Below are 25,030 nucleotides of genomic sequence, written 5' to 3'. Positions count from 1 at the left end.
TCCTAATTTGGGTTCAGGTAGTCATCAATTTGCATTGAGATTTGTTTTTTGAAAGTACTAGGTGAAATCCCATATTTTTTTTTGAAGATCTTTGAGAAATAACTTCTACTGGTAAACCCAATAGAATAAACAATTTGCGAAATGTTTAAATTAGAATTATGCATGAGATCTCGTGCCTCCTCAAGGCGGACGTGGCGAATATATTCACTTACGGTTTTAGCATAAAGAAACTTAAATCCCTCCTGCAATTTGGTTTGCGACAGACCAATTTTTAAGGCGATACCTTTGAGTGAATACTTTTTGGAAGGATCTTTGGCGATTTTCTTAGCAAATTTGCGAACCAACCTTAACTCGGCTTCCGACAACGAAATGTCTACAGGCCGAGACTCCTCGTAGCTATTATGTATTTTTATATGTGAGGAAAGTAACTGGTATACGGTTCCCTCGATTTGCAAATTCCTGATCATTCCCTTGGTCTTAACATCCTGTAAAGCTTGAACATGATCTGCCATTTTTAAGCTTATCGGGCCATAGTATGCAAATTCCTTTTCATGTTCTGTATCAATAAGTACCTCATGAAGTTTTTCATTAAGCATTTCTGAAATATTAAGACGCTTCTTTAAAAATTGTTTCCGAACAATGCTAATGACGTTTAAACGGATCACCTTGTTTTTTTCAAAATAAAGCTCGTGTCTGCTGTCGGAACTTCCTGCACTAATAACGGAGTGAAACTGGTCTACCCGATGCTTTTTAGTTTCATAGTCAAACTTATGATTAAAGCTACCCTTAGTGCAGTAGAAAAAATACAAGGGATTATATTTCTCCGATCCGCTAAAAAGTATAACGGGTTCAAAAAAATGCAAATTAAAATCAACTAAAGTTACGCCCCAGTCAAAATCCATATACTGAACGTATCCTTTCGCCCGATCGTTGTCAACCTGAAGATTATAGGCTCCCCATTCCCGACTTACCATTCCCCCCAAATAGCGCTGCATTTGCTGAATACGCTCTAATATCGAAGTATTAGTGAGGTAAATTTCCATCAGGTTAATCTATAGATTTAAATTTCTCGATATCACCCTTGGATAAACCCAAATTATCATCGATCAAAGGTGAGTTTTCGTTGATCAAAAAATTATGTAATACTTGAAAACCGGAACCAACAGCATGGGCATCCTTTAATTGAGGATCATTATAAATCCCTTTTTCATCTTTTGGAAGCTTAGCGATATCCCCAAAATAATTGTTATGTATAAATTGGGTATTTTCATCTTTATCGAAATGAAACTGACTTGATCCTTTAGAGTAAAAAATATTATTCTCGAAGATGGTGTTCATCGGCCAAGGACCACCCCAATTATCCATGTAAACAATAGATTGATCTAAAGAATTTTTTGGTAGAATGATAACATTATTATAGATGGCTGTATTTTCTACCGGTCCCGTAATATGGAAAACCGGAGAAAAAGGACCTTTTCGTTCAGTAGGATAAGGTCGGATACCGTCGTTAACACTCACGTTATAGCGAATTATAGTGTTTTTTGTGCCAACATTACTAGTGCTTCCAATGTTAGAACCGTTATTGCAAATCAAGAGAAATCCACCGTAATTATCATGACTATAATTGTACTGGATTATAGTCCCAATACAATTCCAATCAGCATCAAAACCTTGACCATCCCACTTGGCTCTGTGGCCACTAACTTCATTAAATTGAATAATCGTATTATCCGAACTCCAGGGCCAGATTCCTGCCGCCGCTTCTTTATGAGATAAAATATCGGGAAAATCTCTTAATATGTTATGCTCTACCAGAGCACCATCACAGCCAATTGGAACAATGCCATCCCCGGGTATTTGCTCCAGAATATTGTTTCGAATAATAACTCCTAAACTAGGATACCACTGATCACGTTTCGTATAACCTCTGGAGTTTATGCCATTCCTACCACAATGATGCAGATAACAATTTTGAATGATAAGATCTACAAATCGAGTTTTGATGCGATCTCCTGAATTTTTCCAGTAGATAGCGCTACCACCACCTTCTTTTTTTACCAAACTGCCATTCACGTGGTGTATGTCTAGACCATCCAATACAATGCCGTGACAATCTCCAAAATCTTCGGCCAGTATCATTACACCGCGCCTTTTGGCCTGCCGTTGATCACCTAAATTAGTAATCTCTAAATTTCGAATTTGCCAATATTCCACATTGCGCAGTAAAAGGGTATACAAGGCTTTACCTTCACCATGAATCACAGGTTTTGAGCCTTCGCCATAGGAATCTATAACTATAGGATGATTTTTTGAACCGCTGCCTTTAAGAATTAATTGCCCATTATACTTTGTGCCTGCCTTAAATAAAATACTATCTCCCGCTTTAAAGGTGGTCGCATTAAGATTTTTCAATGATTGCCATGATTGATCCATAGCCATTCCTGAAAAACTATCGTTTCCGGAAACAGCATCTATATAGTATGTTGTCGCACCGGTATATTCAATGATAAAACTGAATACCAGAATGAAAAACCTTTTAATTTTCATAATTTTTAATTCACCAACATATCGGGATCAGCTACTGTTCTGAAGCCTATATGCTCTGCTGAAGAATCCGGACTTGTAGCCATTCTGGCCGAAACCCTAAAACTGGAACAATATGAATCGCTGCATAAAAAGGAACCTCCTTTGATGACTCTTTCCTGCAAATAAGGGTTTTGTGGGTTGTATGCCGTTTCAGCACCCTGCGGATTCGTTGCCGTTGTATTTTTTGCAGCTAGTTGTTTATAATAGTTCACATTATACCAATCGTTTGTAAACTCCCAAACATTCCCTGCCATATCAAACAATCCAAAACCGTTGGGCGGATAAGATGCTACAGGTGCAGTACGCTCAAAACCATCAATTTTAGTGTTGTTTACCGGAAATTCTCCCTCCCAGGTATTGGCTTCCTGAGCTAATTTTGAACGGTCGTCACCCCAAAAATAAATGGTATTTTTTGCATTACCACGTGCCGCATATTCCCATTCCGCTTCGGTAGGCAAACGGCGATTGGCCCATTTGCAATAGGCTAAAGCATCTTCGAAACACACATGAACTACAGGGTGGTTTTCCTTTCCTTCTAAATTACTTTCTGGTCCTTCAGGATGGCGCCAGTTGGTTCCTATAGACCACTCCCACCACTGCGAAAAATCATATAAGTTAGGGACCGAGGATTTCGATTTTTTAAAACGTAAGGAACCCGGTTGTAAAATAGAATCGGCAGGTTTTTCAGTGCCCTCAGGTAATTGTTTTTTCATTTCCTCCCAATCAATAGGGCGCTCAGCCACAGTAACATAACCCGTTTCCTCAACAAATTTGGCAAACTCGGCATTAGTGACCTCTGTAATATCCATAAAAAAACCATCAAGCGTAACCGGATGTTGTGGTTTTTCGTGAGCCATAGCTTGTTTATCTTGAGCTACGGCACCCTGCATAAACGTGCCTCCAGAGATCCATATCATGCCTTCCGGCGGATTTTCTTTTAAACTATCCAAAACTTTTTCAGATAAATCGGTTACTTCTGCTACATCAATTTGAACCAGTTTATCCTGAGTATTTTTCTCTTTACACGCTACCGTTATCAACATTAAAAAACTCAACGACATGAGTCTTTTCTTTAATTTAAGGGTTTTCATAATTATAAAAATTGACTATAAAAATATCACTTATTTTCGCAATATTGGTTAATCTTTTTTTAAAGTTCTATTTTTAGAATCCTTAATACGGCTTACTATCGTTTTGGTTTAATACCTTTGTGAAACTTAAAAGTTGATTTATGATATACTCAATGACCGGATATGGGAAATCTGTACTGCAATTACCTACCAAAAAAATTACGATAGAACTGAAATCCCTTAACAGTAAAAATCTGGATCTTAATGCTCGGATGCCTTCGATTTATAGAGAAAAAGAACTAGCCATTAGAAAACTCCTAGCTGACACTCTGGTGCGTGGAAAAATTGATTTTTCTATTTATGTTGAAGCCACTGCCGATGATACCTCAACCCAGATCAATACGCCGGTTGTAAAGCAATACATGAATCAGTTAAAAGCTGTGGTTCCAGGTAATGATCTTGAATTACTCAAAATGGCCGTGCGCTTTCCAGATGCCTTAAACACGGTTCGTGAAGAAATTGACGAAAATGAGTGGGAGACCATAGAGAAGGAGATTCATGCAGCCGTAGCCGATCTGAATGCTCATCGATTAGATGAAGGCAAAGTGTTGGAAGCCGATTTTAAAGCGCGCGTAGAGAATATCCGTAACCTTTTAGAAGAGGTTGCAGCAATGGACTCTGATCGGGTTAAAGCCGTTCGAGAGCGTTTGCTTAAAGGTGTTGAAGAGTTAAAAGAAAAATATGACGAGAACCGCTTTGAACAGGAGTTGGTGTATTACATTGAAAAATTTGATATTACCGAAGAAAAAGTGCGCTTACTAAATCATCTGGATTATTTTAATGAGTCTATGAGTTCTCAGGAATCCAATGGTAAAAAGTTAGGTTTTATCTCTCAGGAAATGGGACGTGAAATTAATACCATTGGCTCGAAAAGTAATTTTGCTCCCATGCAACAACTGGTGGTTCAAATGAAAGATGAATTGGAAAAAATAAAAGAGCAAATGTTAAACGTGCTCTAAAAACAGCTTATTTGTGGCGCATACAGATCAAAATACTCCCGGTAAACTTATTGTGTTTTCAGCTCCCTCCGGCTCTGGAAAAACGACTATTGTCAGGCATTTACTTAAGCAACCTCAGTTAAATTTAGAATTCTCCATTTCAGCAACCTCGCGTGAAAAACGGGGTAAGGAGGTCGATGGAAAAGATTACTATTTTCTTTCCGCTAAAGCATTCAAAAATAAGATCAAAAACAATGAATTTCTGGAGTGGGAAGAAGTTTATCGCGATAATTTCTATGGCACCCTGAAAACAGAAGTGGAACGCATTTGGGCTATGGGAAAACACGTTATTTTTGATATTGATGTATCTGGTGGTCTGCGCATCAAACGAAAATATCCGGAACAAACTCTGGCTATTTTTGTAAAACCTCCAAGTATTGATGAACTAAAGATCCGTTTAAAAAAACGGAAAACGGAAAATGAGGACAAAATAAATATGCGTGTTGCCAAAGCCTCTGCTGAGCTGGCAACAGCACCGTTATTCGACAAGATCATTGTAAATGATGACTTGGACAATGCCTTAAAGCAGGCGGAAACACTGGTGGATAGTTTTGTGAATTCTTAACTTTAAAGCATCGCTGTTCGAAAATTTTAACCACATGAAAATAGGTTTATACTTTGGTTCTTTTAACCCCATTCATATAGGACATTTGGTTATTGCCAACCATTTTGCCGAATACAGTGATCTGGATCAGGTTTGGTTTGTTGTAACCCCGCATAATCCATTTAAAAAGAAACAAACACTATTAGACAATTATCAGCGGTTAGAACTGGTTTACCGGGCTACGAAAGACTATAGTAAATTGCAACCCTGCGATATTGAATTTGACCTTCCTCAGCCTAATTACACTATAAATACGCTTGTTCATTTAGAAGAAAAATATCCGCAGCATGAATTTGCCTTGATCATGGGTCAGGATAATTTAAAAGGATTCCAAAAGTGGAAGAATTATGAGCTTATTTTAAAAAATTATCACCTCTATGTGTATCCGCGGCGTCAAACCGCTGCGCCCAAAAGTCAGTTTGACGATCATGAACACGTTCATTTGGTCCATGCGCCTATTATGGAGCTCTCCTCTACCTTCATCCGGAAGGCCATAAAAGATGGAAAGAACGTAAGGCCCATGATCCCCGATCAGGCCTGGATTTATTTAGATGAAATGAACTTTTATAAATAAGATCAATTGTTTACCAAAGTCCACTTTAGTTTGAATATCAAAAAGAATTATAATTAAAAAAAGAAACCGCCCAGAGCGAGCGCTCTGCGACGGTTTCTAACTAAATAACCAACCAAAAATTATTATGTTCTTTTATTTTCTCTAGGATTATCAATACGCTCACCTTTAAATTTACGTAGCTTACCACTGTCTATAGTACTTGATTCTCCTTTGACGTTTCCTGTTTTTAAGAACTGAATATACCCACGACCAACAAAAGCATAAACGGTTCCAGAAGCCGGATGGTACAATTCAATTTCACTATCATTAATAACGCTCAATTCGAAGTGTTCATTATTAAAGAAATCATAATCTAATGTTAAAGTTTTCAAGTAGAAATTACCCGCAACATCTCCAACCCCATAAACCCCGGTGTAATCCCAAAATAAATTTCCAGCTGGTGTTCCCGGAGTATCCTGAGAACTTCGGAATGTAGAGTCGTTTCCTCCTGCCAAAAACTGTAAATAGTTTTCATTATCAAATTCATTTAACGCCCCATAATTACTGGTAAATACTTTTTCCCAAGCTTCATATTCCTGTAAGAAATAGTGAATATTATCATAGAATACGAAATCATAATCGAAATTACTACGCTGATATCCTTTTAAAAAGTATGAGGTATCATTATTCGGATTATACAATTCAATCGTGTTATTATTTAATAGGTACACATCAAAAGTGCTAAAACCATCAATATCATGATTAACATCTAAAATTAAATCATAAGCATTATATGTTCCAACATCAATTCCATACCCGTTGCCTGAATCACCCAGACCAACAATATTATTATTGGCATAGATCACCCCGTTTAAAAACGAAATAGTAAACGCTTTTTGCAAAAAGGGTGTTTCTCCAAAACCTTGAGTGGCATTAATATCAACATACCATAATTCATAAGAACTTAATACCTGATTCACATTAATCGTTGGCTGTGGAGCGTAATCATCTACGATCACCTCAGTATAACACGAAGTCATAAGTGTTGCTATTAGTGTAAAGCTTAAAAGTAGTTTTATAGTTTTCATACGCTTATGTTTTATCCTAAAATCAGGTAACTTGGTTTTAAGCACCTAAATTTTAAGTGGTTTTGTATAAACAATTCCAAAAGGCGTGCCAAAAATCATTTTGATATTATTCTGAAGGGGTTATAAAGAGTAATTTTTTGCGTATTTTTGAATTGATAAAAGATTGAAATTCTATGGATAAACCTTTAAAATACGCGGTTTTTGGAGGCGGAAGTTGGGCTACGGCCATTGTGAAAATGCTAAGCGAAAATTTAGATGAAATTGGGTGGTATATGCGAAGTGTTTATACAAAAGAACACCTTATTCGCGAACAACACAATCCAAATTATTTGAGCTCAGTAGAGTTTCATTTAGAGCAATTAAAGCTTAGTAACGACATTAACGACATAGCAGATTATGCTGATGTGTTGTTCTTTGTAATTCCTTCGGCTTTTATTCATAGTGAGTTGGAAAAACTTACGGTTGATATTTCAGATAAAATAATTGTTTCGGCAGTAAAGGGTATTATGCCGGAAACCGGTTTGCTTGTTGGTGAACATTTTCATGAGATCTATAAAGTTCCTTACGAAAACATTGCTGTTATTGCCGGACCATGCCATGCCGAAGAAGTGGCGTTAGAGCGTTTGTCTTACCTTACTATTTCGTGCGCCGACGAAACTAAGGCAAAAAAGATCGCTTCTGCTTTATCGAGCGAATATATTAAAACAAAAATAACCGATGATGTTATTGGTGTTGAATACGCTGTGATGTTAAAAAATATTTATGCAATAGCCGCAGGAATAGCACACGGTCTAGGCTATGGTGATAATTTTCAAAGTGTTTTGATGAGCAATTCTATTCGGGAAATGAAGCGCTTCATTAAAAAGATGCATAAAATGAAACGGAACATTAATAATTCGGCCTATTTAGGCGACTTGCTAGTTACGGGATATTCTGTCTTTTCCAGAAATAGAATGTTCGGGAATATGATCGGAAAAGGTTATACTGTGAAATCGGCACAAATGGAAATGAGTATGGTGGCAGAGGGTTATTACGCCACTAAAAGTGCTTACCTTTTAAATCATAAAAATAAAAATAAAACGCGCATACCCATAATAAATGCAGTTTACGAGATTCTGTACGAAAAAAAGGATCCTAAAAAGGTTTTTAAAAAGCTGACCGATAAATTAGATTAAGACGCCATTTTTTAATGGATCAAATCCCATATTTTACGCAAGGTCATTATTTAAAGGCATGGTGAATTTAAATTGGCTTCCCTTCCCTAGCTCACTTTCAACCCAAATGCGCCCGCCAAGTTTTTCTACAAACTCCTTACAAAGCTTTAATCCGAAGCCTGTTCCTGTTTCATTGTCGGTGCCATTTGAAGTATAGATATCCTTGATCTGCCATAATCTTGGAAGGATATCCTTATCGATCCCTACCCCGTTATCTGAAACGGTAATTATAGCTTCTTCACCAACTTTGGACCCATAAATATTAATTTGACCTTTGGTATGTGTAAATTTAATGGCGTTTGACACTAAGTTTCTGATTACAGCTTTGAACATATTAACATCACTTTTAAATTCCAATGGCTCTTCCTCTGAAACCTGAATATTGATATCTTTCTGATTAGCTCGTTGCGAAACCGTTTCCAAAACATTGGAGGTTACAGCTTTAAAATTGATTTGCTCAGGCGTGACTTTTAAATTATTGGATTGCAAGTTGGCCCACATCAAGATCTCTTCAAGCAATTCATAAGTTTTTCGGGTGGTCTTGTTCATATAAACTAATTGTTCCTGAATAATTTCCTTATCGTATTCCTGAATGTTTTCAATGAATAAATCAGAAACAGCAATGATCCCGGAAAGTGGACCACGAAGATCGTGAGCTAAAAGGCCAATTATCGTGTCCTTATCTGCATTTAATTTATGCAGCGTTGTATTTTGATTGGTTATAATATTCGTGTTCTCTCTGTTTTTGATTATCGCAGGACGCAATATTCTAATCACTACATAAATTAAAAGGAGCATCAAAATGATATTAGAGCCTAAAATTATATAGGAAAATAAACGGATCTCATTTTCTGTTCGGTTTTGGTACTGCAACACAAGGGCATTCATATTCGCTAAAAATTCAGATTCCACCCCAAGCATGTCCTCCAAACAATGATCACAATTTTTGCTACTTATAATGGTTTGAACACGATCAACAAGCATGTTAAATTGTGGTTGAAGCTTCATCAAAGCCTCGGAGATGACGGGTGTTTTTGTATCCTCAAGCAGTATTTCATTATTGGCTTTAAACAAAGCAAGGTCGTCTTCTAAATCGGCTCTGTATTTCGTTATTTCCACAGGATCCGTACTATAGAGGAACAAGATACTTGTTTTGGTTAATTTCTGACTTAAATAACGTTGCTTCCCAGAGGTATTTATTAAAAACCCTTCATTTTTACCGCTTTGAATTAAAGCTATCAGGAAAAAGGTAGCGCATATAATGGCTATGGTCATACTGATCAACAGTATATTGGAAAGCTTTAGTAATGATTTTTCTTTATTTTTCACAGTCTTTCTATTTTCCTTTTCAATTGTGATATAGTTTAAATATTACCTTATGAATAAGAAGCAAATACATAACCAATATGTTTAACAACAGTTTCTCTTGAGTATCACTTGAACTAACTTATGAATAATTTGAATTCACTTAAGTTAACTTTATTGCTCTTTGAAAAGTTAGGTGATGGTTTTAAGCGTAATTTTTTTATCAAATATAAACTATTGCCTCAAAATATTTAGGTGGTATCAAAAATTAAATTAACAAATCATTAACATAAATGATTTTTAGCTTTTGTAGTAACCTTATTTATAAGAAATAAAACATCAACCAATAAAAGGTTTTAAAATCTGTAATGAAGGAAAGGTTAAACACCTTGATTGTGCTGGTGAAGTAAATTTTTAAAAATTTAAGATGTTATTAAGTCCTTGGAAACTGATAATAATTACAAATAGGTTACTATGTTTTAGGAACTCCCAAAACCTCATTAAGTTCATTAGCGAAAACTGCTTTATTATCTACGAACAATGCTAAGTTTTTATACTTTTTTTTGAAACCATAAAGTCCGAATAATTCGTTTTCTTCTTTTAAATGAATAATAACATTATGACTTTCTAAAGACCCTAAAAAAGATAATTTTTTAGTTTCGGTATTTGGCTCGATATCTTTTGAACTAATTTCGATACTATCAATATTTTTGAGATCAATCACTGATTCGCCCATAATACCATAACGGAGTAATAGTTTATTGTCCTCAATTGATAGCGGTCTGTAAAACATTGACTTTAAAAACCCAAAAAGTTGAAGGCCACAATAAATACTTAAAATCGTGACGATCCAAGCCAAAAGATCGCTCCATTTTGCTAATAGCATGTGGAATACAAAGGTTTCGATGGTGGCTATAAAAATAATGGCCACAAGCAAGGTAATACTACCGCTCTCTTTGTGATAGGAAAATTCATGAGGTTTTAATACTCTTTTTTTCCAAGAGAAAAAACCATAATAAAATACCGCAATTTCTGTTGCAAATAAATTAGCGACATGTTTAGGAAGAATCTCCGAGCAGGTATTTTTTAGTACCGTAAAAAAATCAAATGATAGCTCTCGTTTTTGCCGATATAGTTTGATTGCTTTTCTGAGTTGGTAAAGAATATAAAACAAAATAGTCCCCTCAACTACAGGAAGTACCCATAATTTAAAAAGGTTCAAATAATTTTGGTTTTCAGTCGGTAAAATTAAAGTACACAAAAGTATCCCAAGACCGAGAACCGGAACAACCGACAATTTAGGTATCTCAGATTTTCGTACTAACAAAAAATAAATAAATGGGGTTGTAATTAACAGATCGGCAGTAATACCCAAGGCCAAATGATCGGGATTCATCGGAAACCACGAGGACTTGGCAATCAAGACCATCAGTGAAAAAATAAGGACAGGAATCCCAAATATGAATATATTTTTCTGGTAGCTTAATACCTTACTCATAATGTATTATATCATTTTATGATTCGAATATAGTAAAAATTTTTAGAGCTAACTTTAGGAGACTTCCCGAGTAAATAAAACGAAATTAATACCCCAAACTAACTTCCAAAACTTCCAGTTGTTTGACGCTCTATTATTAGATTTGTTACATCAAGAATAGGCACTTCATGGGTTTTAATCAAAAAGATTCGATTTCTTTAACTGTGGTATAATGGCTTAATTTCTTCCATTACATTACAGATTCTAATACCTCCATCTTGTTTTTTTAAAACCAAAATAAATTTTCCTGCCGATAGATTTTAGTGGTGTATTTTTGCAATTAAATGTATACATTTGCACTGCTTTGCTCAAAATAGCAACCATGGGGATGTAGCTCAGTTGGCTAGAGCGCTTGACTGGCAGTCAAGAGGTCGTCGGTTCGAGCCCGATCTTCTCCACCAAGTATAGAAAGACTTCCAAGAGATTGGAGGTCTTTTTTGGTTTTTTAGGTCTTGAAAAGGGAAAAATTAAAGCCTTTTGTTTCCAACTTTTTATACTTATTATAGTTGAATTTATAAAGAAAAGCACCCTTCTTTGAGCCGGACATATCTTTTTCGTCTAAAGGGATCAGGAGGTTTAAAGACAGGAGTTTTTTTCTGAAATTACGCGTATCCATTTTCTTTTGGTAAATAGCCTCGTAAAGTTTTTGAAGTTGTGGTATGGTAAATTTTTTAGAGAGTAATTCCACCCCAATTGGATAGAACTTCGCTTTTTCGCGTAGGCGATCCAAAGCATCTTTTACCATTTGACCATGATCCAGAACTAATTTTGGTAACGTATCTAATTCTAACCAAATGGCACCATGATTTGCTACTAAAGATTTATTCGATTCTTCAATGCGTATTAACGCATAAAACGCAATGGAGATACAACGGGCACCGGGGTCGCGTTCTACAGCCGAGTAGCTCTTTAACTCCTCCATAAAAATGTCCTCCAAACCCGTAATTTCTCTCAAAACACGTTTTGCCGCTTCTCCTGCACTTTCAACAGGATGAACAAAGCTACCGATAAGAGATATAGTGCCCTTTAAAGGTTCAACCCGACGTTTGAATACCAAAAGTTTTAAAACACCTTCATCAAACCCAAAAATAATACAATCGGTTGCGACATACAGCTTTTCTTCCGGTGCGTAATAATCTTTATGATGATGTATTGGTTTGGTCATTTAAAGTGTTTATACCCTTGTTATCAAATGTAAAAAATACATTTAATTATTTCTAATTTTTCTTTCAAATTAAAGAAAATAACCTGTTTAGTCTTCAATATCCCCTTTTAAAAAATTGATAATAAATACAACTACCTCGTTCAGTTCTGGTGAAAGCATTTTCTTTTCCCAAGGATGCTTAGTGTTAAAAACATGGTCTGCGCCATGAATAATTTTGAAGCTACTATCCGGATTCCAGTTATGAATATGTTCGGATTCTTCTATTGAAACACTCGTATCCTGATCACCATGGATAATTAAATGTGGTATTTTCAATTGCGACACCGCAAGCTTAATATTTAAGCGCTCTTCATGCGCCTTAAAATCTTCATAAAATTGATAATTATGTGGCATTTGTTGTTTCGTTCTACCATTCAAAACATATTTCACCCCTGATTTTTTCCATTGCACTAGATCACTGTTAGCCGCCATGCGTTTGGCGTAATCAGAAACACTAGCTAGACTGATAACCTGTTTAATGCGTGGATCTTCTTCAGCTTTAATCACCACGATACCACCACCCCTGCTGTGCCCCATCAAGGTTATATTATTTAGATCAACTCGAGATTCCAGGTTAGTTTCAAACAACCAGTCGATCACGGTTTCCAAATCATCCAGTTCTTTGCTATAGTTATTTTCAGCAAAGGCCTCCAGATCCGGAAAATCTATGGGCTGACGCACCGTACCACCATTATGTGAAAAATTAAATTTCAGGAAAAAGAATCCGGCATTCGCAAATGCTTCGGCCATCAGATTCCAGGCGCCCCAATCTTTAAACCCTTTATAGCCATGACAAAAAATAATAACCGGCAGATCTAACTCTAATGCTGGAGCAGTCGCATCTATAACAATGGGCTTGTTGTGCCTACCATTTATTATATAGTTGTTTTTTAAAATCATCTAAACTTCTTTTTCAAAGAATGGCATATCCGGATTATAAATCTCTAAAATAAGTTGTTTCAGCACTTCAGCAAAATCGGAAAGCGTTTCGGAAGTGATCAAACTATCCTTTTGTTGGCTACGGGTACTCCCCTTTTTTGAAAATTTCAATAATCCTGAACTCAGGTTCTTGAAAGAGATGATTCCTGCTTCTACCGGCAATTCAATAGCCTCCGCTTCAGCTAGCATGAGGGCATAACACAGCACCTGAAAACTTTTACTGTACTTTTTATAATCCGAAGTCACCTCATCCCAATTAACCACCTCAACCTGATTTTGAGACACCGCTCCGGTTTTATAATCAATAATGCGGGTCTGCCCATTATACTTATCGATGCGATCTACTTTGCCTTTCAGTTTTACTTGAAAGGGCATATCCAGATTTTTTAGCAGACAGCAGGCCTCGGCTTCAACATCTATTATTTGTATACTGTTACCTGCTTTTAAGTCCTGTATCTCAGCATTTAAAAAATTGGAAACATAGCGCTTAGCGATCTCAAAAATAATGAGGTTTTTCCCTCTGGAAATATCTCCCTCCTTATAGATGGTATTAAAATGAAATACCACGCGTTCTTCAATTTTCGATTTTAAATTTTTAAGAATTTCTACCGTTAAAAAAGATCCTTTCAATGGTTCATAAAAATCTTCTAGCGTATTGTGAACTACAGTCCCCAAAGTATTAGCCGCTATATGCTCTTCAACCGCATCAAACTCATTTATATGAAGCACTTTCTGGTAATAAAAATCAATAGGGTTTCGAATATAATTGGTTAGGGAAGATGGTGAAAACCCACGTTCTCCAACTTTTTGTAAAACATCCAAAACTGCTGCCGTTTTTAAAACTTCATTTAATTCCGGTTTAGTTACAGGCACTGGTGGAACGATAATTTGTTGGGTTATCTGATGGGTCTTATCAAGTTCCAATTGCGTAATAAACCGACTTTTTTCACCACCTGTAAGAACATCAGCTTCCGTATTATAAAGAATATGAATATTCTTGGCGCGTTGTAACAAATGATAAAAATGGTAAGTATAAACGGCATCCTTTTCTTTAAATGTAGGTAGTTTATTTTCCAATTTTACATCAAAGGGAATAAATGAGTTATTGCTCTTACCTGAGGGCAAAACACCCTCATTAACCGAGGCAATGATCACCGTATCAAAATCCAGAACTCGAGATTCCAACATACCCATTATTTGTAAACCTTCGAGAGGCTCCCCTTGAAAATCCAGCGTTTCGCTACTTAACAATTCCTTATAGACACTATGAAGCGTCTTGACATCCTTAATATAATTAAAGTTCTTGTTGAGTAAAGATAATTCATTGAATAAGGTGTTGAATCGGTATAAATACTCCAGTGATAACAAGGCCTGGTCTTTTTGCTGATCTAGGTGGTTTTTAATCAACTGAATCAGTTCAAAACATTTTTCTAAAGCCGTCAGCACCGAATTTTGCCACCCTGAAAATAAGATAGTAATCAGCGGACCAGCTTCCTGAGCTATGCCCTTTAATCGACCTGAGGAAAGATAGGTCATATTACTACTGTGAATAGTTTCGATGATTCTGGAAGCATAATCGACTTCGTTGATCACCATTAAAGGCCTTACAAATTGATGTGATAAAATGGCATGAACATCTTGATAATAAAATCTCTCAGATGGTTGTTTATGGATCTTGAATAACAGTTCAAATACCTGAGCTAGCGGAATGGTCTTCAAAGGAAAACCCATCGTTATATTTAAGGCGTGCAGATTTTCAGGTAATGAATTTAATACCGGAATCAGTAAATTTTCATCCCCAAGTACAACCGCCGTGTTTTCAAGTTTTGGGTTTTCAGATTGAAGCTTCTCTAACAATGCCCCAATCTGTTTGGCCTGTCCAATATTTTTTGGAATGCCGTATACATTAATATTCTTTTTGGAAGTATAGTGCTTATTGACCCACTGAAAAGGATGGTTTCGAAAATAAGGCCATTTTGTTTTATATCCTTTAATGAATAAGGCGGCATCATGATTAGGATGTTCCAAAAAAGTGGCATCGAGATCCCAATAGATCCGGGCCATATTCTCCTCCAATAAACCTTGTATGATGTCTTGTTCGGCAGTATTTAGAGCATTAAATCCTAAAAATACATGGTACTCATCAGAATGTGTTTTTTGATATGTTTTCAATTGATTTAAAGCCTCCCGGTATATGAGCCCTTGATATCCGATACTTTTCTCCTTTAAAGTTTTCGTATACATCTTATAATACGTGTGAAGCTTATTCCAAAAGGCTAAATAGTTCTTTACAAAATCGGTTTTATTAGGATCTACCGACCAGTGTTTGAGATCTTGAATAGCACTTAAATAACCAAATATTTGTTCCTGAGGTATAACATAGCGGTCAATTTCATTAAAGTCCTGCAACAAAATTTGTCCCCATTTTGAAAATGCCTCAAAACTATCTAAATGCGCTTTATCTGTAAGCGATTCATAGACGGAATAGAACTCGAAAAGTAGCGTGGTATTTGATTTGGTACGTAAGCCCGAAAGTTGTTCTACAAATTCTTCAATACTTAAAATATCCGGTGAAAAAAGGGTTTCTGACGTTGATGCCGCAATCTCGTGTTTTAAAAATAAACCGGCCCGTTTACTGGGTAAAATAAAAGTGGTTTTAGATAAGTTTACGCCCGAATCTCGTAAATCCTTTAAAACATCAAAAAGAAAGGTGTTAGTGCCCATAAAACGGTTAAAACAGTATGCGATTAAACTCTGAGGTCACAATATTTTAACATCGGATCCCTGTGGTATAAAAATAAAAAACGCTTCGGAGAACCGAAGCGTTTTTTGTAAAACTTATTATTTAAAATGCTGTGCTAATTACTTCACTAAGTTGATCTCAACTCGTCTGTTATTAGCTCTACCAGCTCTTGTATTGTTAGTATCAACTGGTTTAGTTTCACCATAACCAAGAGAAGATAATCTGAAGGCATCTACACCATTCTCTACTAAATACTCTTTAACAGCGTTTGCACGAGAATCAGATAATCTTTGATTCAATTCATCGCTACCTACACTATCCGTGTGCCCTTCAACAGTAAATTTAGCCGTTGGGTACTCGTTAAGTATTTTAACGATATCATTTAATACTGTGGCAGACTCTGCTTTGATAGAAGCTTTACCACTATCGAAGTTGATCGTTTTAGCGTATTGGTTAAGTGTTTTTTGTACTTCTTCAGTTACCTCTGGACAACCAGCGTTAGCTACAGTACCTTTAACATCTGGACACTTATCATCTTTATCTAATACACCATCACCATCAGTATCTGGCCATGGGCATCCTTTGTTTGCGGCTGGACCAGCAGTGTTAGGACAATCATCATCACCATCAGTAACACCGTCACCGTCAGCATCTGGACAACCTCCTAAAGATTTTAATCCGGCAACTGTTGGGCAGTTATCATCTTTATCAGCTACACCGTCACCATCAGTATCAGGACATCCGTTTAACTCAGCTAAACCAGCTTCGTTCGGACAGTCATCTTCGCTATCTTGGATACCATCACCGTCAGAATCAGGACATCCGTTGAAAGCTTCTAAACCAGCAACATCTGGACAAGCATCATCTTTGTCGAAGATACCGTCACCATCTGTATCAGTTCCACCAAATTTGATAGAAAGACCTGCAGTATGTTGGAAATGTGTAGTTAAATAATCTTCGAATGAATGTTTGTAAGATGATTGTATAGTAAGACCAATATTTTCAGAGAACCAGAAGTTAAACCCTAAAGTTCCATTTAAAGTACCAGCTCCAATTTCGTCAATCCAGGTGTAACCTCCACCTAGGCCTAAATAAGGCTCTATAACGCTTGAATTAAGTAAGCTGTTTAAACTGTACTTGATTGTACCGTCAAGACCGTAATAAGATAAATCGTCAACGCTAGCGTCTCCCCATTTATCAATTTTATTGATAGATCCACCTACTCCAAACGAGAATCCGTCTCCAATGTATTTAGAAACAGAAATAGTTGAAATTGATGGTAAGATATTCCAGTGGTCTCCTACATTAAAGTATTCATTAAAAATAGTTTCACTAAAAGGAGCACCGTCTCCGTTAGGATAAGCGTCAACAGCGTTTACACCAATGGTAATTTGCCAGGGATTGTTTTCGTCTTGTGCATTTGCGTTGCTGTAAACAAATACTAGCAACATAGCTAACAATAATCTGCTAAGATTTTTCATATTCAAAAGTTTAATTTTTAAGTGTTAATCGTAAACAAAAGTAAGTTGTTAAATTTTATTAACAAAGACAAATATATAAAAATATTGCAGATTCCGCTGCTATATCACCATTTCAGAGCGATTTTAAATAATTTTAAGTTCTTTACCAACCTTAATAAAAGCTTGTATAGCTTTGTCTAGATGGGCTTTTGTATGTGCTGCTGATAATTGTACGCGAATTCTTGCTTTTTCTCGAGGAACAACAGGAAAAAAGAATCCAATCACATAAATACCCTCTTCCAGGAGCTTATTTGCCATGTTCTGAGATAGTTTAGCATCGTATAACATCACCGGAACGATAGCCGAATCACCATCTATAATATCAAAACCGGCATCCTTCAGACCCTTTTTGAAATATTTGGTATTCCATTCCAATGTATCTCGTAGTGCTGTATCATTTGCTAGCATATCAAAAACCTTTATCGAAGCACCTACAATGGTGGGAGCCAGAGAGTTTGAAAATAAATACGGACGCGAACGCTGCCGGAGCATATCAATAATTTCTTTTTTACCGGTAGTATAGCCACCCATGGCACCGCCAAGGGCTTTACCTAAGGTTCCTGTAATGATATCAATACGGCCCATAACCCCTTTTTCTTCTAATGTTCCGCGGCCTGTTTTTCCAATAAATCCTGCTGCATGGCACTCATCGATCATTACCAAGGCGTCATACTTTTCAGCCAGATCACAAATTTTATCCAAAGGAGCTACCAAACCATCCATTGAAAACACCCCATCAGTTACAATAATCTTGAACCGGGCACCATTATCGTTAGCTGCAATAAGCTGCTGCTCCAGATCAGCCATATTGCTGTTTTCATAGCGGTACCGCGCCGCTTTACATAAGCGCACACCGTCAATAATAGAGGCATGGTTCAAGCTATCTGAAATGATGGCGTCCTCCTTACCTAACAAGGGTTCAAAAACACCTCCGTTAGCATCAAAAGCCGCGGCATAAAGTATAGTATCTTCCGTTTGGTAAAAATCTGCTATCTTCTGCTCTAGAGTTTTATGAATGTCCTGAGTCCCGCAAATAAATCGCACAGAACTCATTCCGAAGCCATGTGAATCCAACGCGTCTTTAGCAGCTTGAATAACTTCAGGATGCGAGGATAATCCCAGATAATTATTAGCACAAAAGTTTAGTACCGTTTGCCCGTTATCCAATGTTATTTCAGCTCCTTGCGGCGATGTAATGATACGTTCTTCCTTGTAAAGACCATTGTCTTTTATATCTTGAATTTCGTGTTGTAAATGGGCTTTTAGTTTTCCGTACATAATGTTCTTTTTTTACAAAGTTATACTTCTTTTACTATAATGGCATCATTAGTATACACCAGAATTTTTTTGGTTACCTTTAAGTTCATGGTTTCCAGAACATCCTGATATAATTGTAATTGTTGTGCATGCTTTCGGTTCTCTAATCCGGTCTTATAGTCAATAATAACAACCTCTTTAATCGCATTCAATACAACACGATCAGGCCTGTAAACTAAACCGTCCCTAGTAATGATATCACGTTCATTATAGATCATATAACCGTCCTTAAAATAGGGCTCTATTTGGGGGTGTTCTGTGATGTCTTTTATTTGCGATTTTATGATTGGAACCTGATCCTCTTGAAGCATCCCGCGTTCTAAAAAATCTTGTAATACCAGATCAATATCTTTTGGGGTGTATACAAAGGCCATGATGTCATGGATTAAATTTCCTTTTTCAATAGCTTGTTTTTGTTTCGTATCCCACAAATAGCCTGATTTGGTTACCACGCGAATATTGTGATCTTCCTTGGGTGTTGATATGAATTGCTCAGGGATCAGCGTATCGGTTTTCGCTGCCTCTGAAATATGTTGCGGCCCTTTTAAACTGCCAAATGAATACGCTTCTTTGTTAGCCTCCCATAAACCAAGATGCATAAGATAGCTGATAAGTATTCCTGAATATTTATTAGTATTTACCTCGCCTTTTGAATTCACATCCATTTTTGAGATCACATAGAGCTGATCTACAGGCCGGGTGAGGGCCACATACAATAGGTTAATATTGTCGAGTTCCAGTTCTCCGCGATGTTGGTTAAAAAGCTGCTCACCTTCCGTTCCAAAATACTCGAAATCTTTACTGAAATTGAGCAGGGTCTCTGAAAAACCTTGATACATTTCGGGATTAATATGAAACCACAGTTTCGGGTCGATTTCTCTGTAAATGTCAAGATCGGCATAAGGCAAGATCACTACCGGAAATTCAAGGCCTTTAGACTTATGGATGGTCATGATCTGAACAGCATTTTGCCCTACGGGCGAAACGATACTCAGCTTGTCTTTGTTGGTTTCGAAATAGTTTAAGAATTCAGCCATATCAGAACCTCTTTTCTGCGAGAATTCCAGAACCACATCCAGAAAAAATTGAAGGTAGGCATTAGGTTTTGCCGTTAAACCAAACCCTCGAATTAGGGTCTCTACAAGGTCGTAAAATGGTAATTGTACCAAGGCATCACTGTTAAGGCTGATATCAAATTTCTCTAGAGCCTTAAATAATTCTGCTAAAGGCAGATCCAAATGTGCGGTAAAAAAGGCATGTTTATCCTCAAGAGAAAACAGTTTTGTAAGTCCATTTAAAACCTCAATTTTTACCTCATTATTTTTAGGCTCCGTTAAAAGCTGTAATACATTAATAATCAACTGAACCTCAAAAGAGTTTTTCAAAAGCAAGGTTTCCGAAGACATGATAGGAATATCATTCTCACTTAAAAATTGTGCCACCGCCACCCCTTCTTTTTTCTTTCGAACCAAGACGCAAATATCCCCAAAAACATACCCTTGATCTACACAATTTTGGATAGTCTCCAATGTTTTGGCACAGTAAGCCATATCACGGTCTTCGTCCTGAGCTAGGTCTAAAAAGCTCAAGGACACAAACCCACCATGCTCGTTTTCGTTTTCTTGCTTCGATTTTTGATACAGCGCACTGTATTCCGAATGATTAAATACCTCGTCTGCTACGTACTTAAACAAACCGTTATTGAATGTTACAATGGCTTCAGAACTTCTGAAATTACTAGGTAAATGTTTTCGGTCTGGTACAGCAACAAATGGATTCTCATGGGCATTCAAACCAATAAACTGTTCGGCTTTTCCTCCCCGCCAGCGGTAAATAGCTTGTTTCGCATCGCCCACTAAAACAGCACTCCCTTTTTCTGAGGCCAAAGAGTTATCTAAAAGCGGTATTAAATTTTGCCACTGTTTTACTGAGGTGTCCTGAAACTCATCAATAAAATAATGCTTGAATTTTTCACCCAAACGTTCATAAATAAAAGGTGTAGGTTGATCTTTTATTTCTTTACTGATGATCGTGTTGAATTCCGAGATCAGCATTTTATTCTGTTCTAATTTTAATGCCTCAAGTTCTTTATTGATGGTGTTTAGCACCGAAAGTGGCGTAATGTTTTTATAAAAATTATTTAAGAATTTGAGATGCAATATGGCTTTTTTGGTGTCCTCAAATGCTGCTACCAATTCAGGTTGAATGGCATCTATAGTTTCGGCAATTGCTGCCTCTACGCGTTTTGGATATAACGTACCGTTTTCAATATCCTGTTGCCATGGTGCATCAAATTTAAGGGAATAAAAATCCCTTGAAGCTAATTTTTCAAAATGCCTTGGCAGGGACCCCCGATTAAAATCGGAAAAATCTAAACCAGCCTCATCAATTAAAGTTAATACCGCACGGGCTCGCGCTATGGCTTGCTCTTCGAGTACTTTAAGCTCTGATCTGATCTGTTTTTTAAGCGCCATAAAATCATCTACCGTCTTCGATCTCAGTTGCTCAACATGTGGAATGTCATTTTCATTGACCAATAATTTCGCAACCTTATTAAAATCGTAAGCTACATCCCAACTTTTATCATCATCGGCCTTTTCAATCGCAAAATCAACTAATACCTGCGTGAGTTGTTTATTTGTTCCAGCTTTATTGATCAAACTGTCTACCGCCTGTTGCAAAAAACTTTCCTGATCCAATTCCACTTCAAAATTCATGGGTAATTTTAAGTCGTGCGCAAAGGTTCGGATCAACTTATGTGTAAAGCCATCAATGGTAGAGATATCAAAAGAACCATAATTATGAATGATATTATTAAGGATTCTTTTCGATTTTTGATGAAGTACCTCTGGTTCCAGATCCAACTCCTTAGCGATCTGCGAGAACATAGCATCAGACCCTTCTAAAACCGCTTCTTCAGAAAATAATTTTAGGTATTTGATGATGCGCGTTTTCATTTCAGCAACCGCCTTGTTCGTAAAGGTGATAGCCAAAATCTGTTTAAATAAAAAATCGCTGTTGGAGGCTAGGACTATTTTTAAATACTCCTTAACCAGCGTAAAGGTTTTTCCGCTACCGGCAGAAGCATCAAAAATGGTAAATGTTGAAGGTTTAGGCATCATAATGTATTCGTCTGCAAGATAAGAAGTATCAATACATTCATAACAATATACTATTTTTTATTGAAGCCAATTATCCGTAAATTTGAATGAATTAAAATAAATATTTAATATTAAAAACTTAAAATAGAAATTATGGCTTTTGAATTACCAGAATTAGGCTATGCATATAATGCATTAGAACCTAACATAGATGCAAGAACAATGGAGATACACCATACAAAACACCATCAAGGATATACCAGTAAATTGAATGCGGCTATTGAAGGCACTAGTTTAGATGGTAAATCTATTGAAGATATATTAACAAATTTAGATATGAGTAACGGCGCCGTAAGAAATAATGGTGGTGGATTTTACAACCACTCTTTATTCTGGTCGGTTATGAATCCTAAAGATAGAGGTTATCTTTCCGGAGAACTTAAAGATGCTATTGTAGCACAATATGGTTCGAAAGAGGCTTTTATCGAGGCTTTTAGCAATGCAGCTGCCACACAATTTGGCTCAGGCTGGGCTTGGCTTTGCGTGCACAAAGGCGGAAAAGTAGATATCTGTGCCACACCTAATCAGGACAATCCATTAATGCCGGGTGTAGGCTGCGGCGGAACACCGATTTTAGGTATTGATGTTTGGGAACACGCTTATTATTTGAACTACCAAAACCGTCGTCCGGATTATATCAAGGCTTTTTCTGAAATTATAAACTGGAATGAAGTAGAGCGTCGTTACGCTGCTGCGAAATAAGTTTTAATTCCAGAAAAAATAAAAAGCAAACCGTTTGGTTTGCTTTTTTTATGCTCTAAATCGTATTTTTTTAAAATGAAAAAGGTGAACAAGATATGTTCACCTTTTTGCCCCAAATCTACCATAAACTTAACCTACTTATGTTATGGTGCTGTAAATATATGGCCCTTGTAAGGACTGGTAAAATATTTTCGCTGAACGGCGTAAATCTTGGCTTAGGAGAGTTCGTTGTAAGTATTTGCAGTTAAAAGGAAAATTAAGGCCAGCAAACCAGAACTTAAGTTTATTGCATAAAAAATGGCGAACGAGAGTTCACCATTTTTTGCCCCAAATCTACCATGAACTTAACCTACTTATGTTATGGTGAATCTAATGTATGCTGATTTTGCGGAATGGAATTATTTTTTAGACGAAATACATTTTTTTTAGATAAAATGCTATATATTCAGTTTAAACACGTTTTTTTGTTAAAATCTAAATTAATAAGCCCGTTCTTTATTGCCTTCGTAAAAATTGATAAACGCTCTATTAACCACACGGTTACCACCTACCGTTGGGTAGTTTCCGGTGAAGTACCAATCCCCTAAATTCTTTGGACAAGCAATATGTAAATTTTTAACAGATTGGAAAATAATTTTCACATCAGCCTTTATATTATCCTGACTTAAAAGCTCGGCCATTTTATCCGATATCTCTTCATCGGTAAACGGATCGTAAACCTCTTTTACAAAGTTCTTAACGTACTTATCTTCTAAATCGGTTTGCTCCTTACATTTTTTGTAAACGTCATCAACGATATGATATTGACCTCTATCATTTAATAAGGCAAGCGCTGATTGAAAAGCGATCAAACTTTCCAGGTTGGCCATATCGATGCCGTAACAATCCGGATACCGGATCTGTGGAGCAGATGACACAACCACTATTTTCTTAGGATTCAAACGATCCAACATTTTTAAAATACTTTTCTTCAAGGTGGTCCCTCGAACTATACTATCGTCAATGATAACCAAATTGTCTTCTGGCTTGATAACGCCATAGGTGATGTCGTAAACATGTGCTACCAGATCATCACGACTACTGTCTTCTGTAATAAACGTTCGCAGTTTCACATCTTTATTGGCGATCTTTTCAACGCGAATACGCTCCGATAGAATTTCAGTAACCTTTTCCGCCGAAAGGCTGCGTTTACCTTTTAAAATGGTTTCCGTTTTCGCTTTATTCAATTCCTTTTCGGCTGTTTCAACCATCCCGTAAAAGGAGGTTTCTGCCGTATTAGGAATATAAGAAAACACGGTGTTTTTAGTTTCGTGCCCAATGGCTTCCATCACCTGAGGCATCAATAGTTTACCAAGATTTTTACGTTCCTGATAGATCTCAGCATCACTGCCTCTGGAAAAATATATACGCTCGAATGAACAGGCCTTTCGCTCTAAAGGGTTTAAAATCTTCTTGATACTGACCTTACCTGATTTCTTGGTAATGATGGCATGGCCCGGTGTTAATTCGTGAACATCTTCAAACTTTACATTAAAAGCGGTTTGGATCACAGGCCGCTCAGAAGCGATCACCACAACCTCATCATCCTGATAATAATATGCCGGACGAATACCTGCTGGATCTCGTAATACAAAGGAGTCACCATGACCAATAAGGCCGGCCATAGCATAACCTCCATCCCAGTTTTTTGCCGCACGCTTTAGAATTTTTGATACTTTCAAACGTTCCGCAATAAGTGGCGAAGCTTGTTGCTTGTTATAACCTTCCTTTTTTAAATCTTTATATATTTTACTTACAGCATCGTCTAAAAAATGACCAATCTTTTCCATTACGGTAATGGTGTCGGTATACTCTTTTGGGTGCTGACCAAGTTCTATTAAATTGTTGAAAAGCTCTTTAACATTGGTCATATTAAAGTTTCCCGCCATAATCAGGTTTCGATGCATCCAGTTATTTTGTCTTAAAAACGGATGTACACTCTCAACGCTATTTTTACCAAAGGTGCCATAACGCACATGCCCCAATAATACTTCACCAATGTATGGAATGTTTTGTTTTTGCGCTTCCACATCATCTGCATATTCCGGGTGCGCTTCAAGCTCGGAATTGATCCGTTGATTGATCTGCGCAAAGATATCCTGAATAGGTTGCTGCGCTACTGAACGAACACGACTGATGTAACGTTGACCCGGTTTTGTATTTAATTTGATACTTGCAAATCCTGCACCGTCCTGCCCGCGATTATGTTGCTTTTCCATCATGAGGTACATTTTATTAACCCCGTAAAAAGCTGTTCCGTATTTTTCTTTGTAGTATTCCAGTGGTTTAAGAAGCCGGATCATGGCTATGCCACATTCGTGTTTTATAGCGTCACTCATATAAAAGCAATTCCTTTTTTTAATTTCAACAGATCAATGCGATCTTTAAAT

The 25,030-nt window shown here is 36.8% G+C and carries 18 protein-coding genes and 1 tRNA gene; 6 read left to right on the top strand and 13 right to left on the bottom strand.

Going from position 1 to position 25,030, the window contains the following annotated elements; genetic code table 11:
• Nucleotides 1-2 precede the first annotated feature (2 nt).
• The 3 genes from V8G61_RS00560 to V8G61_RS00550 are packed head-to-tail and all read right to left on the bottom strand — an operon-like array spanning nucleotide 3 to nucleotide 3,677.
• Entirely contained in the window at nucleotides 3-1,043 is a 1,041-nt protein-coding gene (locus V8G61_RS00560; RefSeq protein ID WP_394873466.1) for a helix-turn-helix domain-containing protein, read from the bottom strand.
• 4 nt (nucleotides 1,044-1,047) lie between these two features.
• Nucleotides 1,048-2,547: a right-handed parallel beta-helix repeat-containing protein gene (locus tag V8G61_RS00555; protein ID WP_394873465.1), complete on the bottom strand. Its 1,500-nt coding sequence runs from the start codon at nucleotides 2,545-2,547 to the stop codon at nucleotides 1,048-1,050.
• A gap of 5 nt (nucleotides 2,548-2,552) precedes the next feature.
• Nucleotides 2,553-3,677, bottom strand: coding sequence for a formylglycine-generating enzyme family protein (locus tag V8G61_RS00550; RefSeq protein WP_394873464.1), 1,125 nt, complete (start codon nucleotides 3,675-3,677; stop codon nucleotides 2,553-2,555).
• 140 nt (nucleotides 3,678-3,817) lie between these two features.
• Between V8G61_RS00550 and V8G61_RS00545 the strand changes: the two genes are divergently transcribed.
• Genes V8G61_RS00545 through nadD form a run of 3 tightly spaced genes read left to right on the top strand, consistent with a single transcriptional unit; the run spans nucleotide 3,818 to nucleotide 5,892 of the window.
• Complete coding sequence (locus V8G61_RS00545) at nucleotides 3,818-4,675, top strand: YicC/YloC family endoribonuclease (protein ID WP_394873463.1); 858 nt, start codon at nucleotides 3,818-3,820, stop codon at nucleotides 4,673-4,675.
• Nucleotides 4,676-4,688: 13 nt separating this feature from the next.
• Entirely contained in the window at nucleotides 4,689-5,279 is a 591-nt protein-coding gene (gene gmk / locus V8G61_RS00540) for a guanylate kinase (protein ID WP_394873462.1), read from the top strand.
• A 34-nt stretch (nucleotides 5,280-5,313) separates the two neighbouring features.
• A complete protein-coding gene (gene nadD / locus V8G61_RS00535; RefSeq protein WP_394873461.1) occupies nucleotides 5,314-5,892 on the top strand; it encodes a nicotinate (nicotinamide) nucleotide adenylyltransferase in 579 nt (192 codons plus the stop codon).
• Between the two features lie 122 nt (nucleotides 5,893-6,014).
• On the opposite strand, the gene V8G61_RS00530 is transcribed toward nadD, so the two are convergent.
• Entirely contained in the window at nucleotides 6,015-6,959 is a 945-nt protein-coding gene (locus tag V8G61_RS00530; RefSeq protein ID WP_394873460.1) for a nicotinic acid mononucleotide adenyltransferase, read from the bottom strand.
• Nucleotides 6,960-7,132: 173 nt separating this feature from the next.
• Here V8G61_RS00530 and V8G61_RS00525 point away from each other — a divergent pair, with 173 nt between their 5' ends.
• On the top strand, nucleotides 7,133-8,134 hold the full coding sequence (locus V8G61_RS00525) for an NAD(P)H-dependent glycerol-3-phosphate dehydrogenase (RefSeq protein WP_394873459.1): 1,002 nt from the start codon (nucleotides 7,133-7,135) through the stop codon (nucleotides 8,132-8,134).
• Nucleotides 8,135-8,167: 33 nt separating this feature from the next.
• Here V8G61_RS00525 and V8G61_RS00520 read toward each other — a convergent pair whose 3' ends face one another.
• Nucleotides 8,168-9,502 carry an ATP-binding protein gene (locus tag V8G61_RS00520; RefSeq protein WP_394873458.1) on the bottom strand — a complete coding sequence of 445 codons (1,335 nt, stop codon included), beginning with the start codon at nucleotides 9,500-9,502 and terminating at the stop codon, nucleotides 8,168-8,170.
• A gap of 448 nt (nucleotides 9,503-9,950) precedes the next feature.
• Nucleotides 9,951-10,976, bottom strand: a complete 1,026-nt coding sequence (locus V8G61_RS00515; protein WP_394873456.1) for a hypothetical protein — start codon at nucleotides 10,974-10,976, stop codon at nucleotides 9,951-9,953.
• Between the two features lie 363 nt (nucleotides 10,977-11,339).
• On the opposite strand from V8G61_RS00515, the gene V8G61_RS00510 reads away from it, so the two are divergent.
• Nucleotides 11,340-11,416 (top strand) — tRNA-Ala (locus tag V8G61_RS00510).
• A 44-nt stretch (nucleotides 11,417-11,460) separates the two neighbouring features.
• Here the strand turns inward: V8G61_RS00510 and V8G61_RS00505 are convergent.
• The 6 genes from V8G61_RS00505 to V8G61_RS00480 all read right to left on the bottom strand — a co-directional run bounded on the left by V8G61_RS00505 (nucleotide 11,461) and on the right by V8G61_RS00480 (nucleotide 21,860).
• Entirely contained in the window at nucleotides 11,461-12,180 is a 720-nt protein-coding gene (locus V8G61_RS00505; protein WP_394873455.1) for an NUDIX domain-containing protein, read from the bottom strand.
• A gap of 87 nt (nucleotides 12,181-12,267) precedes the next feature.
• Entirely contained in the window at nucleotides 12,268-13,119 is an 852-nt protein-coding gene (locus V8G61_RS00500) for an alpha/beta hydrolase family protein (RefSeq protein WP_394873454.1), read from the bottom strand.
• On the bottom strand, nucleotides 13,120-15,882 hold the full coding sequence (locus V8G61_RS00495) for a PD-(D/E)XK nuclease family protein (protein WP_394873453.1): 2,763 nt from the start codon (nucleotides 15,880-15,882) through the stop codon (nucleotides 13,120-13,122).
• A gap of 138 nt (nucleotides 15,883-16,020) precedes the next feature.
• Nucleotides 16,021-17,382 (bottom strand): OmpA family protein, encoded by a 1,362-nt coding sequence (locus V8G61_RS00490; RefSeq protein WP_394873452.1) that lies wholly within the window; start codon nucleotides 17,380-17,382, stop codon nucleotides 16,021-16,023.
• Between the two features lie 123 nt (nucleotides 17,383-17,505).
• Nucleotides 17,506-18,699, bottom strand: a complete 1,194-nt coding sequence (gene kbl / locus V8G61_RS00485; RefSeq protein ID WP_394873451.1) for a glycine C-acetyltransferase — start codon at nucleotides 18,697-18,699, stop codon at nucleotides 17,506-17,508.
• Nucleotides 18,700-18,719: 20 nt separating this feature from the next.
• The gene (locus V8G61_RS00480) at nucleotides 18,720-21,860 is read right to left on the bottom strand and encodes a UvrD-helicase domain-containing protein (protein WP_394873450.1); all 3,141 of its coding nucleotides are present in this window, start codon (nucleotides 21,858-21,860) and stop codon (nucleotides 18,720-18,722) included.
• A gap of 132 nt (nucleotides 21,861-21,992) precedes the next feature.
• On the opposite strand from V8G61_RS00480, the gene V8G61_RS00475 reads away from it, so the two are divergent.
• On the top strand, nucleotides 21,993-22,601 hold the full coding sequence (locus tag V8G61_RS00475) for a superoxide dismutase (protein ID WP_394873448.1): 609 nt from the start codon (nucleotides 21,993-21,995) through the stop codon (nucleotides 22,599-22,601).
• A gap of 479 nt (nucleotides 22,602-23,080) precedes the next feature.
• On the opposite strand, the gene V8G61_RS00470 is transcribed toward V8G61_RS00475, so the two are convergent.
• On the bottom strand, nucleotides 23,081-24,979 hold the full coding sequence (locus tag V8G61_RS00470; RefSeq protein WP_394873447.1) for an amidophosphoribosyltransferase: 1,899 nt from the start codon (nucleotides 24,977-24,979) through the stop codon (nucleotides 23,081-23,083).
• Nucleotides 24,980-25,030 lie beyond the last annotated feature (51 nt).

Origin of the sequence: Gaetbulibacter sp. M240, assembly GCF_043876815.1 — a bacterium.
In the GTDB taxonomy this organism is placed as follows: domain Bacteria; phylum Bacteroidota; class Bacteroidia; order Flavobacteriales; family Flavobacteriaceae; genus Gaetbulibacter_A.
Note: the sequence above shows the minus strand (reverse complement) of the source record. Positions and strands in the feature narration are given on the sequence as shown.

What these genes read in the sequence shown, in the direction of transcription:
- V8G61_RS00495 (WP_394873453.1), bottom strand. Translation starts at nt 15,882, where the DNA reads ATGGGCACTAACACCTTTCTTTTTGATGTTTTAAAGGATTTACGAGAT.
- nadD (WP_394873461.1), top strand. Translation starts at nt 5,314, where the DNA reads ATGAAAATAGGTTTATACTTTGGTTCTTTTAACCCCATTCATATAGGA.
- kbl (WP_394873451.1), bottom strand. Translation starts at nt 18,699, where the DNA reads ATGTACGGAAAACTAAAAGCCCATTTACAACACGAAATTCAAGATATA.
- V8G61_RS00550 (WP_394873464.1), bottom strand. Translation starts at nt 3,677, where the DNA reads ATGAAAACCCTTAAATTAAAGAAAAGACTCATGTCGTTGAGTTTTTTA.
- V8G61_RS00560 (WP_394873466.1), bottom strand. Translation starts at nt 1,043, where the DNA reads ATGGAAATTTACCTCACTAATACTTCGATATTAGAGCGTATTCAGCAA.
- V8G61_RS00490 (WP_394873452.1), bottom strand. Translation starts at nt 17,382, where the DNA reads ATGAAAAATCTTAGCAGATTATTGTTAGCTATGTTGCTAGTATTTGTT.
- V8G61_RS00500 (WP_394873454.1), bottom strand. Translation starts at nt 13,119, where the DNA reads ATGATTTTAAAAAACAACTATATAATAAATGGTAGGCACAACAAGCCC.
- V8G61_RS00555 (WP_394873465.1), bottom strand. Translation starts at nt 2,547, where the DNA reads ATGAAAATTAAAAGGTTTTTCATTCTGGTATTCAGTTTTATCATTGAA.
- V8G61_RS00530 (WP_394873460.1), bottom strand. Translation starts at nt 6,959, where the DNA reads ATGAAAACTATAAAACTACTTTTAAGCTTTACACTAATAGCAACACTT.
- V8G61_RS00505 (WP_394873455.1), bottom strand. Translation starts at nt 12,180, where the DNA reads ATGACCAAACCAATACATCATCATAAAGATTATTACGCACCGGAAGAA.
- V8G61_RS00545 (WP_394873463.1), top strand. Translation starts at nt 3,818, where the DNA reads ATGATATACTCAATGACCGGATATGGGAAATCTGTACTGCAATTACCT.
- V8G61_RS00475 (WP_394873448.1), top strand. Translation starts at nt 21,993, where the DNA reads ATGGCTTTTGAATTACCAGAATTAGGCTATGCATATAATGCATTAGAA.
- V8G61_RS00470 (WP_394873447.1), bottom strand. Translation starts at nt 24,979, where the DNA reads ATGAGTGACGCTATAAAACACGAATGTGGCATAGCCATGATCCGGCTT.
- V8G61_RS00480 (WP_394873450.1), bottom strand. Translation starts at nt 21,860, where the DNA reads ATGATGCCTAAACCTTCAACATTTACCATTTTTGATGCTTCTGCCGGT.
- V8G61_RS00525 (WP_394873459.1), top strand. Translation starts at nt 7,133, where the DNA reads ATGGATAAACCTTTAAAATACGCGGTTTTTGGAGGCGGAAGTTGGGCT.
- V8G61_RS00515 (WP_394873456.1), bottom strand. Translation starts at nt 10,976, where the DNA reads ATGAGTAAGGTATTAAGCTACCAGAAAAATATATTCATATTTGGGATT.